15 protein-coding genes are annotated in these 12,253 nt (G+C 66.7%); 5 read left to right on the forward strand and 10 right to left on the reverse strand.

Annotated elements, in window-relative coordinates:
* Positions 1–16: 16 nt before the first annotated feature.
* From AC4D2R_RS01935 to AC4D2R_RS01945, 3 genes are read right to left on the reverse strand one after another with little or no spacing between them, the layout of a single operon-like run.
* A complete protein-coding gene (locus AC4D2R_RS01935; RefSeq protein ID WP_490936935.1) occupies positions 17–811 on the reverse strand; it encodes a cytochrome c biogenesis CcdA family protein in 795 nt (264 codons plus the stop codon).
* Between the two features lie 6 nt (positions 812–817).
* On the reverse strand, positions 818–1,438 hold the full coding sequence (locus AC4D2R_RS01940; protein WP_490936937.1) for a TlpA family protein disulfide reductase: 621 nt from the start codon (positions 1,436–1,438) through the stop codon (positions 818–820).
* A 39-nt stretch (positions 1,439–1,477) separates the two neighbouring features.
* A complete protein-coding gene (locus AC4D2R_RS01945) occupies positions 1,478–2,152 on the reverse strand; it encodes a histidine phosphatase family protein (RefSeq protein ID WP_490936939.1) in 675 nt (224 codons plus the stop codon).
* Positions 2,153–2,315: 163 nt separating this feature from the next.
* On the opposite strand from AC4D2R_RS01945, the gene AC4D2R_RS01950 reads away from it, so the two are divergent.
* Positions 2,316–2,858 (forward strand): YceI family protein, encoded by a 543-nt coding sequence (locus tag AC4D2R_RS01950; RefSeq protein WP_490936941.1) that lies wholly within the window; start codon positions 2,316–2,318, stop codon positions 2,856–2,858.
* Between the two features lie 220 nt (positions 2,859–3,078).
* Positions 3,079–3,837, forward strand: coding sequence for a hypothetical protein (locus AC4D2R_RS01955; RefSeq protein ID WP_490936943.1), 759 nt, complete (start codon positions 3,079–3,081; stop codon positions 3,835–3,837).
* A gap of 100 nt (positions 3,838–3,937) precedes the next feature.
* Here the strand turns inward: AC4D2R_RS01955 and AC4D2R_RS01960 are convergent, their stop codons facing one another.
* Positions 3,938–4,648, reverse strand: coding sequence for a redox-sensing transcriptional repressor Rex (locus AC4D2R_RS01960; RefSeq protein ID WP_490900947.1), 711 nt, complete (start codon positions 4,646–4,648; stop codon positions 3,938–3,940).
* 155 nt (positions 4,649–4,803) lie between these two features.
* Positions 4,804–5,073, reverse strand: coding sequence for a glutaredoxin family protein (locus AC4D2R_RS01965; RefSeq protein WP_490936945.1), 270 nt, complete (start codon positions 5,071–5,073; stop codon positions 4,804–4,806).
* Between the two features lie 64 nt (positions 5,074–5,137).
* Here AC4D2R_RS01965 and AC4D2R_RS01970 point away from each other — a divergent pair, with 64 nt between their 5' ends.
* On the forward strand, positions 5,138–5,950 hold the full coding sequence (locus AC4D2R_RS01970; RefSeq protein WP_490936949.1) for an HAD family hydrolase: 813 nt from the start codon (positions 5,138–5,140) through the stop codon (positions 5,948–5,950).
* A 177-nt stretch (positions 5,951–6,127) separates the two neighbouring features.
* Here the strand turns inward: AC4D2R_RS01970 and AC4D2R_RS01975 are convergent, their stop codons facing one another.
* The 5 genes from AC4D2R_RS01975 to AC4D2R_RS01995 form a co-directional block, all read right to left on the reverse strand.
* Positions 6,128–6,226, reverse strand: coding sequence for a 30S ribosomal protein bS22 (locus tag AC4D2R_RS01975; RefSeq protein WP_003792170.1), 99 nt, complete (start codon positions 6,224–6,226; stop codon positions 6,128–6,130).
* Positions 6,227–6,449: 223 nt separating this feature from the next.
* Positions 6,450–6,686: a helix-turn-helix domain-containing protein gene (locus tag AC4D2R_RS01980; RefSeq protein ID WP_490936951.1), complete on the reverse strand. Its 237-nt coding sequence runs from the start codon at positions 6,684–6,686 to the stop codon at positions 6,450–6,452.
* 157 nt (positions 6,687–6,843) lie between these two features.
* Positions 6,844–7,959, reverse strand: a complete 1,116-nt coding sequence (locus tag AC4D2R_RS01985) for a 3-deoxy-7-phosphoheptulonate synthase (RefSeq protein ID WP_490936953.1) — start codon at positions 7,957–7,959, stop codon at positions 6,844–6,846.
* Positions 7,960–8,223: 264 nt separating this feature from the next.
* A complete protein-coding gene (locus AC4D2R_RS01990) occupies positions 8,224–8,793 on the reverse strand; it encodes an ArsR/SmtB family transcription factor (RefSeq protein WP_490936955.1) in 570 nt (189 codons plus the stop codon).
* A gap of 56 nt (positions 8,794–8,849) precedes the next feature.
* A complete protein-coding gene (locus tag AC4D2R_RS01995; protein WP_490936957.1) occupies positions 8,850–10,052 on the reverse strand; it encodes an acetoin utilization protein AcuC in 1,203 nt (400 codons plus the stop codon).
* Positions 10,053–10,178: 126 nt separating this feature from the next.
* Between AC4D2R_RS01995 and AC4D2R_RS02000 the strand changes: the two genes are divergently transcribed.
* Positions 10,179–11,591 carry a TrkH family potassium uptake protein gene (locus AC4D2R_RS02000; protein ID WP_490936959.1) on the forward strand — a complete coding sequence of 471 codons (1,413 nt, stop codon included), beginning with the start codon at positions 10,179–10,181 and terminating at the stop codon, positions 11,589–11,591.
* Positions 11,584–12,252 carry a potassium channel family protein gene (locus AC4D2R_RS02005; protein WP_490900933.1) on the forward strand — a complete coding sequence of 223 codons (669 nt, stop codon included), beginning with the start codon at positions 11,584–11,586 and terminating at the stop codon, positions 12,250–12,252. The genes AC4D2R_RS02000 and AC4D2R_RS02005 overlap by 8 nt, the downstream gene beginning before the upstream one ends.
* Position 12,253 lies beyond the last annotated feature (1 nt).

Raw genomic sequence — 12,253 nt, forward strand, 5'->3', positions numbered from 1 at the left:
CGGGTGAGGAAGCGGGCTAGATGGGCAGATTCACATTGCTGATGAGGAGGTCCTGGATGCTGGTGATCCACCGGTTCCATACGCCCGTCACCATCAGCGCTCCGACGGCGATCAGCAGGCCGCCGCCGGCGCGCTGCAGCAGGCGCCGGTGCCTGCGGAAGAACCGCATTGCCCCCATCCCCCGGCGCACACCCAGTGCAATGAAGAGGAAGGGAAGCCCGAGGCCCAGGCAGTAGACGAAGGTGAGGACGGCGCCGCGGAGCGCGCTTGCGTCATCGCCGGAAATGGCGAGCAGCTGGACGGCGCCCAGCGTCGGGCCGATGCAGGGCGCCCAGCCGAGCCCGAACGTCATCCCGAGCAGTGGGGCGCCCCACAGCCCGGCGGGAACGCGGGCGTGGACCCTGCTCTCTCTCTGGAACCACGAGAATCCGCCGGCGAACACCACGCCGAGGAGGATCACAACGATGCCCAGTACCTGGATCAGCCAGTCCTGTGAGACGCGCAGCCAGGCCCCGAGCTGGCCGAACAGCGTCCCGTAGGCCATGAAGACCAGCGAGAAGCCAAGGACGAACAGGGCTATTCCGACGAACATCCGGCCGCGCCGCTGCTGCTCCAGGTCGACGCCCGTCAGCCCCGTCACATAGCCGAGGTACCCCGGGACGAGCGGGAGCACGCATGGCGAGGCGAAGGAGACGAGCCCGGCGAGCAGGGCAACCGGCAGGGCAAGAAGCATCGAGCCGCTGAGCACCGCGTCGGCGAACGGGTTGCCCTGTGCGGGAACGGCCGCCCCAAGCGCTGTCAGCAGCTGCATGGGGCGCTACTCGGCGACGGCATCTTGGATCAGGGCCTTCAGGGTGCTGCGGTCGGCAAGGCCGAGGATCCGCGCCGAAACGCGTCCCTCCTTGTCCAGGACCAGGGTGGTGGGGACGGCCTGGGGCGGGACGTAGCTCGTCATCGCGAGAAGAACGCCGCCGTCTTTGTCGTTGAAGCTGGGGTAGGGAATGTCGAATGTGCGCTCGAAGGCCTCGGCTGTCTTGCGCTCGTCACGGATGTTCACCCCGTAGAACTGGGCGCCGGCGGGCTCGAAGGCGTTGTGGAGGGCCAGGAGGTCGGGGGCTTCCTTGCGGCAGGGAGCACAGGCGGCGTACCAGAAGTTCAGCACCGTCACCTGTCCATCCCAGTCGGCGCTTGAAACCTCGGAACCGTCGAACAGGGTCCCGGTGAGCTGCACGGGCTCTCCCCGCTCCCCCGGAGCGTATTCCGTGACCGATCCGTCTCCGGCGATGTAGTTCTTGTTGTCCCCCGCCGCCGCCTGCTGGGCGAGGGGGTCTTCCGCGGCACAGGAGGCAAGCGCCATCGAGGCGGACAGTGCAAGGGCGAGAGCGGCGCCGAATTTGATCAGCGGGCGTCTAGCCGGAGCGGCATTCGAAGGTGTCACGGCTTCTTCCACATTTTTCTACAACGTGTAGTAATTCTATTATGCTCCCGGGACATTCGCCGCACCCGGAAGCAGGTCCGCGCATGGTTCCTCATACCGGACCCGCGTGAGAACATCACCGGAGAAATCGAGTGACGTGACGGACGTCAGGGTGCATTCGCGCTGGCGGGGATCGTGCCACAGCCTCCGCCCCTCGGCCGCGAGCCGGGTGACCCAGATGGGCAGCTGATGGCTGACGAGGATCGCCTCGGCCGGTCCGTGCGTGTCACCGCCGGCTCCGCGCAGCGCCTCATCCCGGGCGAAGCGGACCGCTTCCATGACCCGCGACGCCTGCGCCGAGTATGGCTCACCCCAGGACGGCCGGATCGGATTGACAAGCAGCGGCCAGTAGCGCGGCTGCCGCAGCTTGCTCTTGATGCGGGACAGCCCCTCGAAACGGTTTTCGGCTTCGAGGATCCTGCTGTCGGTGTTCACCTCGAGGTTCAGGGCGCTGGCGACAGGCGCGGCGGTCTCCTGGGCGCGGGTCAGCGGCGAGGCGGCAAGGTAAACGATATTGGCACCTTCATTGCGGCGCTGCTCGAAATGGTCCGCCATCTGCTGGGCCATGCGGCGGCCGAGATCGGAGAGGTGAAACTCCGGGAGCCGCCCGTACAGGACCCCGTCGGGGTTGTGGACCTCACCGTGGCGCACCAGGTGAACGGTTGCAAGGGGCATGGTCCCAGTTTCGCAGAGTTATCCCCGCCCCGCTAAATCCCCCGTGGACTGCCCCGGGCGGCCGTGCACCGGGCTGATTGCGGACGGGGTGGGAATAAAAGATGCAAACGCATGTTTATATAGAAGTAACAACCTTCCTCTTCCCATCCAAGGAGAACAACCCATGAGCATCCCTTCAGGCCTCAGCACCGGAACCTGGTCCTTCGATCCCGCACACAGCGAGATCGGCTTCACCGTCCGCCACGCCGGCATCAGCAAGGTGCGCGGCACCTTCGGCGATGTCGAAGCAGCCCTGGTCGTTGGTGACAACCTCACAGACTCGAAGGTGACGGCGACCGTCAAGACCGCCTCCTTCAACTCCGGTGACGAGAACCGCGATGCCCACGTACGCGGCGCCGATTTCTTCGACGTCGAGGAGTTCCCCGAGATGACCTTCACGTCGACTTCGGTCGAGGGTTCGGGCGAGACCTACAAGGTCACGGGTGACCTCACGATCCGCGGCATCACCAAGACCGTCGTTCTCGATACCGAGTTCAACGGTGTTGCTGTTGACCCGTTCGGTTTCACCCGCGCAGGCGTGTCCGGCTCGACCACCATTTCCCGCAAGGATTTCGGCCTGACCTGGAATGCTGCCCTCGAAGCCGGCGGCGTTCTCGTTGGTGACAAGGTCACCATCAGCCTCGACGCTGCATTCGTAGCCAACTAGCAGTCAGCTTCGGGCACCCGCCCGCCAGCTTTCGTCAGCCGCCGGCCCCCCAGGGGCCGGCGGCTGACCGCGTTAACGGCTCCCCGGGCGTCCGGGCCGGCCGCATCCCCTGAATTGACCCAAAGGGATGGCCGCGCCGAGGTAGCGATCGCCTGCCTGCGCGATAGGCTGAAACCGAAGCCCCGGCGCCCTCGGGCGCCCTCAGTGAATGGATGCGGTCATGACTACACCTCCGGGAACTCCTGAGCCCAACCCCCAGGATCCGACTCCGCACGATCCCGCACCCCAGAACCCTGCTCAGCCCCGGTACGGGCAGAACGCACCCCAGGCGCCGGCGGGCGGCGGGCAGGCCGGAGGATACGGACAGCAGCCCGGCCCGCCGCAGTACGGCGAACGGGTCGAACCCCAGTACGGCCAGCAGCAGTACGGCCAGCAGGGCCAGCAGCAGTACGGGCAACAGGGTCAGCAGCAGTACGGTCAGCAGCAGCCCAATTACGGATACCAGGCTGCCCAGCCGTCCGGATACACCTACCCGGGCGCGCCGGCTGCGGCCGCGACAAAGGGTCCTGCACCGCAGAAGGTCGTTATCGCATACTGGCTCATCATCGCCGCCGGCCTGGTCTTCCTGCTCAGCACCATCCTTTCTTCGATGAACCCCCTTGCCACGCTCGACCCCTCCCAGATTGCCCAGCTCGAGACCGCGGGGTTCACGGCGGAGTCGCTCGCCGGAACGATCGCCACCCTGGCGATCATCTTCGGGATCGTTTTCACGGCAATCTACGTTCTCCTCGCGGTGATGATCCGCAAGGGAAAGAACTGGGCGCGGATCACGGCAACCGTCCTGGCCGGGCTTTCGCTGCTTTCCCTGGGCGGCGGCGCGCTCGCGGCCCTGTCCGTCCTGCTTGGTGTCGCTGGGGTAATCCTCTGCTACCTGAAGCCAACAAACGAGTACTTCGCCCCTCGGGCCCCGCGCTACTAGCAGGGCCCCGCACCGTTCCTCTGCCGAGGCCGGCGCAGGCGAGGCGCCTGCGCCGGACGGCACCGAAGCCAGTGCCGCTGCCCGGTTTGCGTTCCGGCTCCTACTGAGCGGAGCGGGCGTCGGGGAGGCCCATGTCGGGCTCCTGGGCCCGCTGCGCGTGGTAGGCGAGGATCTGCAGTTCCGTTGACATATCGACCTTGCGCAGCTGGACGTGCGGGGGCACCTGCAGCACGACCGGGGCGAAACTGAGGATGCTTGTGATTCCCGCAGCGACAAGCCTGTCGCAGAGGGCCTGGGCGACTTCGGCCGGCACGGCCAGCACCGCCATATTCGCGCGCGTGCGCTTGAGCACCGGCTCAAGCTCATCCACGGCGCTGACACGCAGCCAGCCCACCTCGGAACCAACCACCATCTGGTCGGCGTCGAAAAGTGCAACGATCTCAAACCCGCGCGAGGCGAACCCCGAATAACCGGCAAGGGCGCGCCCGAGGTTGCCCACGCCGATGATCGCAACCCTCCAGTCGAGGGTCAGCCCGAGGGCGCTCGAAATCTGGCGGTTGAGGTACTGGACCTCGTAACCGACTCCGCGGGTGCCGTACGAGCCGAGATAAGACAGATCCTTGCGCAGCATCGGAGAGTTGACGCCGGCCGCATCGGCAAGCTCCTCGGAGGACACCCGCTCGATACCCTCTGCAAGCAGTGAGTTCAGCGCCCGCAGGTAGATGGTCAGGCGGGAAAGCGACGCGGGAGGAATCCGACGCGCGGCTTCACCGCCTACTGGATGAAGCTCTGGCACGTCCGGCGTCGTCACTGTTCTCTGCTCCGTTGCATCTCGGATACCGCAGAAACGGTATCGCCCCCACTGGCACGATTTCCCGGCGGATCTACTTCCACTCTAGGTGGCGACGGTCGGCCCTCCAACCGGGAAGCGCGGGCTTGACCGGGAACGGGCACGGGCGTCACCGCTCACGCACCCGGCATCAGCAGCCGGCGCAGCCTGGCCTCGTCGATGGTCCAGAAATCCCGCTGCACGCCGTCGATCATGAGCACCGGCAACTCCTCCGCGAACCGGGCAAGGAGATCCGGATCCCCGGCCACCGAGCGTTCCCGCCAGCGCAGCCCGAGGCTGCCGGCCACCCGCTCCACAACGGCGCGGGCGTCCTCGCACAGGTGGCAGGAGGGTTTCGTCAGAAGGACGATGTCCGGCCCGGCGCCGGCGGCTTCGGAAGTGTCCATGACTCAAAACTACCCGCCCGGGCGCCTGTGCCGGGTGCGGGCGCCCAGTAGCTAGACTCAAACCATGCCTGCAGCCGTCCCGGGGTCGACCCCGCGTCCTCCGCGTGCGGTCGGCGAGCCCGGGGAAGCCGCCTTCTTCGACGTCGACAACACGATGATGCGAGGGGCAAGCCTCTTCCACGTCGCCCGTAAGATGTACCAGCGGCGCGCGTTCACGCTGAGGTTCGCCGCCGGCCTGGCCTGGAAGCAGATCCGCTTCATCATGCGCGGCGAAACAATGACGGACGTTAACGCGGTGCGCGACGCCGCGCTGTCCTTCGCCATCGGCATCGCCCATGCCGACATCCTCGCCCTTGGCGAAGAGGTCTACGACGAGATGATCGCCTCAAAGATCTGGCCGGGAGCCCGCGCGCTCGCCGAGCATCACCTCGACGCCGGCCGGAAGGTGTGGCTCGTGACCGGCACCCCGGTTGAGGTGGCCGCCGTGATTTCCAAGCGCCTTGGCCTGACGGGCGCCCTGGGCACCGTCGGCGAGGTGGCGGACGGCCTCTACACGGGCCGGCTCGTCGGCGAGTTCCTTCACGGCGCGGCGAAGGCCGCCGCAGTCATCGACCTCGCCGCACGCGACAACCTCGATCTTGCCCGATGCTGGGGATACAGCGACTCCTACAACGATGTGCCGCTGCTGAGCATCGTCGGGCACCCAGTGGCAATCAACCCTGACAGCAAACTGCGCCGCCATGCCCGGGCGAACAACTGGCCGGTCTACGACTTCCGCAGCGGCCGGCGCGCTGCAACGGCCGGGCTGCGGGCGGCCACCGGAGCCGGCGTGGTCTACGGGCTTTGGCGCGGATTCACGCGGATGCGCGGGCGCTGACCCGGCTGCACCCGCGTCAGCCGGGCCGTGCAGCCGGGTCGGAAAATCTTGCGGCTCACCAGGACGCCTTAACCACGTCCGGCCCACGGCTTCAACTGTTTCGGTTGAAGCTGCGGACCGGTAAAGCGGGAGCGGAAGCCTCCCGTCAGCGGCAGGCCGGCTGCGAGGGGCCAGGCCCTACTTTTTGTTGCGGCGCTGGTGGCGGGTCTTGCGAAGCAGCTTGCGGTGCTTCTTCTTTGCCATACGCTTGCGGCGCTTCTTGATTACTGAACCCATAGAGTCCTCACAAACTTTGCTGAAGTTTCCAAGCGGCGGCACACGCCGCTGAACAGCGTGCTTCCGCCTGGATCTGACATTGGCGCACAAGGTGATGCGCACCGGTGGTGCTGCATAGGACGGCAGACAATTGCCGACCAAAACATTCCTTAACAGGGTACAGCCAATTGGCGCCGCCCCTTGACCGGGACCAGCCCGCGCGGTGCCTGTTTGCCGGGCGCGGTCAGGCCGTGGCTGACTGTCCGTCGACCTGCACGGCGACCTGCGCGTCGACCTGCGCGTGGCGCACGTACGCCTCGACGGCCGACTCGGGCACGCGGTAGGACCTGCCGAACTGGACGGCCGGCATTTCCCCGGAGTGGACGAGCCGATAGACCGTCATTTTGGAAACCCGCATGACCTCGGCCACCTCGGCGACCGTCAGAAACTGCACATCCGAGAAATTGTTCCCGTCTGCCATCTCACCACTGTCCTTTTCTTGAAGGCTTCTCACCCTGCGACCGGCATCACGCTTGACACCCATTGAGCGACTAGTCGGCGTGTCGCCTTGTGGCATAAGGATTATCCGCCTAGAGCAGTACTCTAGTGGCTAATGTGACCAAAGTGAAAGCACCGTATTAACGGGAGGCTTCACGGGTGCCGCGCACGCTGGCGGCGAGCTCCTCAAGGATCGACTCGGTGGTGGCGAAGTCCATGCACGCATCGGTGATGCTCTGCCCGTACCTCAGCTCCCCTGCCGCGCCCTCGGTGAGCTTCTGGGCCCCTTCAACAAGGAAGCTTTCGAGCATGACACCGGCGACGGCGTCCGCGTACCCCGGCCGGGAAGCCCGCAGCGCGGCGATCTCGCGCGCCACCTCCGCCTGCCGCACGTGGTCCTTTCCGCTGTTGGCGTGGCTTGCATCAACGATCAGGCGGGCAGCGGTGCGCTGCCCGGAGAGCGCGGCGCCCGCGGCGGCAATATGTTCGAATGAGTAGTTCGGCCCGCCGCTGCCCCCGCGCAGGACGAGGTGTGCGTCGGGGTTTCCGGTGGTCGTCACAAGGGCGGCCCGCCCGGAATCGTCGATCCCCAGGAAGGACTGCGGCGCGGATGAAGCAACGCACGCGTCGAGGGCGACCTGGAGTCCGCCGTCCGTGCCGTTCTTGAATCCGACCGGCATGGACAGGCCCGACACGAGCTGGCGGTGGATCTGGCTCTCGGTGGTCCGCGCGCCGATTGCGCCCCACGCCACGAGGTCGGCGAGGTATTGGGGGCTCACCGGCTCCAGGAACTCCGTGCCCACGGGCAGCCCGAGGTCGGTGACCTCGCCGAGGAACCGGCGGGCGGTGCGGAGCCCGAGCGAGATGTCGTGGCTGCCGTCAAGATGCGGATCGTTGATCAGCCCCTTCCAGCCCACGGTGGTGCGCGGCTTCTCGAAGTAGGCGCGCATCACGATCAAAAGATCATCATCCAGGGCCGCTGCGGTACATGCCAGGCGCCGGGCGTAGTCGAGGCCCGCCGCCGGGTCGTGGATCGAGCAGGGGCCGACGATTACCAGCAGGCGGTCGTCGGTGCCGTCGAGCACCGCACGGATGTCGCGGCGGGCGCCCGCGACCGTTTCGGCGGAGGAATCACTGAGGGGCTGTTCCTGGCGCAGCTGCCGCGGCGTCGGCAGCGGCTCGAACCGGGTGACGCGGAGATTCCGGGTGGCGCTTGTCTGCGGGGCATGGAGCTGAGTGGTCACTGTGGTTCCCATTTCCGGTGTGCGAGGGCGGTGTGCCTGCCGCTTCGGCCGGATTCAGCTGCTGCAGAACCCGCCGTAGAAACGGCGAAGGGCAGGGAGTGATCCCCGCCCTGTTGGCTCTGAAGAAGTTGGTCAGCGTATTAGACTGCGGGCTCCTTCAGAGCCAACAAAAAATACGCATACCAACGGGTCATGAAAGGTACCCTACCCTTCCGGCGGCGGCGGCTCAAATGGGGTTCGGCCTGCTGCGGCCCGGGATGTGCCGGGACCAGGGGGTTACCGCTCTTTTTCACGGCGGCGGCGCAGCTGCGCGAAGAGGTCGGATGCCCGCTCGGCGGCGCGGCCGACGGTGCGCCCGATCTGCTGCTGCCGGGTCACTTCGGCCGCAGTGGGCGGCGCGTCCGCGGGAACGGCGAGCGCGGCCGCGGCGAGCGGCTCGGCAGCCGACTCCTCGTCGGGCTGCAGCAGTGCGGATTCCGCAGGCGCGGGCTCCCCGGCGGGGAGTTCCGCCCGGTCGCCGGGCTGTTGCGCGCCGGCGTGATCCTCGGGAGCCGCGCTTGCCGGCGAAACGGCATCGGCCGCGTCGGCGGGGGCGAACTCAGTGAGCCACTCCTGGACGGCGGCCAGCGGCGCTGCGTCGAGGGAGTAGAAGCGCTTCTGGCCCTGCGCCCGGGGGCTGACCAGTCCTGCCTCGCGGAGCACCTTCAGATGCTTGGAGACTGTGGGCTGGCTGACGTTCAGTTCCGCAACGAGCTCACCCACTGATTTATCGCCCGCCCGCAGCGAGCCCAGGATTTCCCTGCGCGTGCCTTCGGCGATGACTGCGAACACATCATCGATACCCATCCGTTCACCCTAGCGATATATACGCGAAACGGCATCCCGGCGGGATGGGATGCCGGTTAATCGAACCAGGGGTCGAGCCCGTGCAGGGGGAACACTGCCTTCCGGGTGGCCATGACACTGCGGTCGAGGTCGTCGGCAGGGTCGTAGCCGATTTCCCAGGAGCGCCACCAGGTGTCGGCGCCGTCGCCCAGGAGCGCCGGGGCTTCCGACCCGTGCCGTTCCCGGACGTAGTCGCGCCAGCTGGACGGCACAGGAGTCTCGGGTCCAACCTGCGCCCCGGCAGCCACCGCGATCAAGAGGGTCCAGGAGCGGGGGACGACGCTGGCGAGGTTGTAGCCGCCTCCCCCGGTTGCAATCCAGCGTCCATCGGAAAAGCGCGTCGCGAGGTCCCGCACTCCGAGCATGAGCGCATGCTGGGCGTCCACGCTCAGCTTGAGGTGGGTCAGCGGGTCCGCCGCGTGGGAGTCGCACCCGTGCTGGCTGACGATCGCGTCCGGGGAAAAGACCTCAGCGAGCTGCGGCACGACCGCGTGGAAGGCCCGCAGCACTGCGGCGTCGCCGGCGTGGGTGGGAAGGGCCACGTTGACGGCAGAACCTTCGGCTCCGGGTCCGCCGATCTCGTTAGCGAATCCGGTGCCCGGAAACAGGCTCATCCCGGTCTCGTGGAGCGACACCGTCAGCACGCGGGGCTCGTTCCAGAAAATGTTCTGCGTGCCGTCCCCGTGGTGGGCGTCGACGTCGATATACATCACCCGCTGCATTCCGGAATCCAGCAGCCGCTGGACGCTCGCGGCGGCATCGTTGTAAATGCAGAAGCCGCTGGCATTCGAGCGTCCCGCATGGTGCATGCCGCCGCCGAAGTTCACCGCGTGCACGGCCCGGCCCGAGATGATCGCTTCTGCAGCGGCAAGCGAACCGCCAACCAGGCGGGCGCTGGCTTCGTGCATGCCCCGGAAGGCGGGAGTGTCTTCGGTGCCGAGCCCGAACCCGGGCGACGCGGCTTCGGGATTTTCGCTGAGCGTCCGCACCCCGGCGATGTAGTCGCGGCCATGAACAAGCGCCAGCTCCGGGTCGGCGGCAACGTGGGGGCGGACCACCGAGACGCTGGGAAGGTCAAGGAGGCCCATGTCGCGCGCCAAACGGGCCGTCAGGGCGAGCCGTTCCGGATTCATTGGATGGTGCCCGCCGAAGTTGTAGGCGAGCATCGAGTCGTCCCACGTCACCTGGGTGGGCGGTGTGGGCGGGGAATGTCTAGACATCACTGACAGGCTACGCGACGCCGCACCGTTCGGCTACGAAGACCGTCCGGAAGTGATTTACTACTCGAAGGACAAACGCAGTGCCGCCGAGGCGGCTTGAACAGCAACCAGGGACGAACGGCGTCGATGGTCACTCAACAGCCGCGATGGCTGAGGCAGAATCAGCAGAGCACCCTACGGCTCCTCGGGCGTGCCCGGGACCTCCTTGACGCGTTCGCCAACAGCTCGCCCGCCCGGCTTGCCCTGATGATCTTCATCGCGGTGATCCTCGTTTTCACCGCCCTGCTGAGCCTGCCGATGGCATCGAGTTCCGGCGAGGTGACCCCGCTGCACGATGCGATGTTTACTGCCGTGTCGGCAGTGTGCGTGACGGGGCTGACCGTCGTTTCGACCGCAACCCACTGGTCCTTCCTTGGACAGCTCATCATCCTGCTGGGCATCTTCATCGGCGGCCTCGGCACGCTCACCCTCGCGTCGCTGCTGGCCCTGGTCGTCAGCCGGCGCCTCGGCGTGCGCGGGAAGCTGATCGCCCAGGAGGCGCTGAACAACGCCAGCAGGCTGGGAGAAATCGGCACGCTGCTGAGGATCGTCATCACCACCTCGGTGGTGATCGAGGTGGTGCTCGCACTGGTGCTCATTCCGCGGTTCATGGTGCTGGGGGAACCGTTCGGCCAGGCGGTCTGGCACGGCATCTTCTATTCGATCTCCGCGTTCAACAACGCCGGCTTCACTCCGCATTCCGACGGGCTGGTTCCCTACGAGACGGATTTGTGGATCCTGACCCCGCTCATGGTCGGAGTCTTCCTGGGCAGCCTCGGCTTCCCGGTCGTCATGGTTCTCCTGCAGACCAAGTGGAGGTTCAGCAAGTGGAACCTCCACACGAAGCTCACCGTCACGATGTCGCTGATCCTGCTCGCCGCGGGGACGATTGGATGGGCCGCCCTGGAGTGGTCGAACGCGCGCACCGTTGGCGGGCTCGCCGCATCGGACAAGGTGATCCACGCCGTCTTCGCCTCGGTGATGATGCGCTCCGGCGGCTTCAACCTCGTTGACCAGAGCGTCATGGACTCCACCACGATGCTGCTCACCGACGCGCTCATGTTCGCCGGGGGCGGTTCGGCGTCAACCGCCGGCGGCATCCGGGTCACCACGATCGCCGTGATGTTCCTTGCGATCGTGGCGGAGGCCCGCGGCAACACCGACGTCCGGGCGTGGGGGCGGACCATCCCGCACGGTGCGATGCGCGTTGCCATTTCGGTGATCTTCATGGGCGCCACCCTGGTGATGGTGGGCACCGGGCTGATCCTGGCCATCTCCGACGAGGAGCTGAACAGGGTGGTTTTCGAAGTGATCTCCGCCTTCGCAACGTGCGGGCTGAGCACCAACCTCAGCGCCGAGCTGCCGCCCGAGGGCAAGTACGTGCTCTCTGCGCTGATGTTCGCCGGCCGCATGGGCACGATTACACTTGCCTCGGCGCTGGCACTGCAGCAGCGCAGCACGCTCTATCACTACCCCGAAGAAAGGCCGATCATTGGCTGAGAGACCACCCCACAACGCCCCGGTCCTGGTGATCGGCCTGGGCCGGTTCGGTTCAGCCACGGCCGAGCAGCTCGTGAAGCAGGGCCGTGAGGTCCTGGCGATTGAACGGGACCCGCAGCTGGTGCAGAAGTTTTCCAACGTTCTCACCCACGTCGTCGAGGCCGATGCCACGAACATTGACGCGCTGCGCCAGCTCGGCGCGCAGGAGTTCACCGCCGCCGTCGTCGGGGTGGGAACGTCGATCGAATCGAGCGTGCTGATCACCGCGAACCTGGTCGACCTGGGCATCGACCACCTGTGGGTCAAGGCGATCACCCCCTCGCACGGGAAGATCCTCAAGCGCATCGGCGCCAACCACGTGATCTATCCCGAGGCCGACGCCGGGCAGCGCGCCGCCCACCTCGTCGGTGGACGGATGCTGGACTTCATCGAGTTCGACGACGGGTTTGCGATCGTCAAGATGTACCCGCCGAAGGAGACGCAGGGGTTCACCCTTGCCGAGTCCTCAGTGCGCTCGAAGTACGGGGTGACGGTCGTGGGCGTGAAATCCCCGGGCGAGGACTTCACCTACGCCCGGCCCGACACCAAGGTTTCCGGACGCGACATGCTGATCGTCTCGGGACACGTCGACCTGCTCGAACGGTTCGCCGGCCGACCCTGAG

The sequence above is a fragment of the Arthrobacter sp. TJ-217 genome, assembly GCF_058269255.1.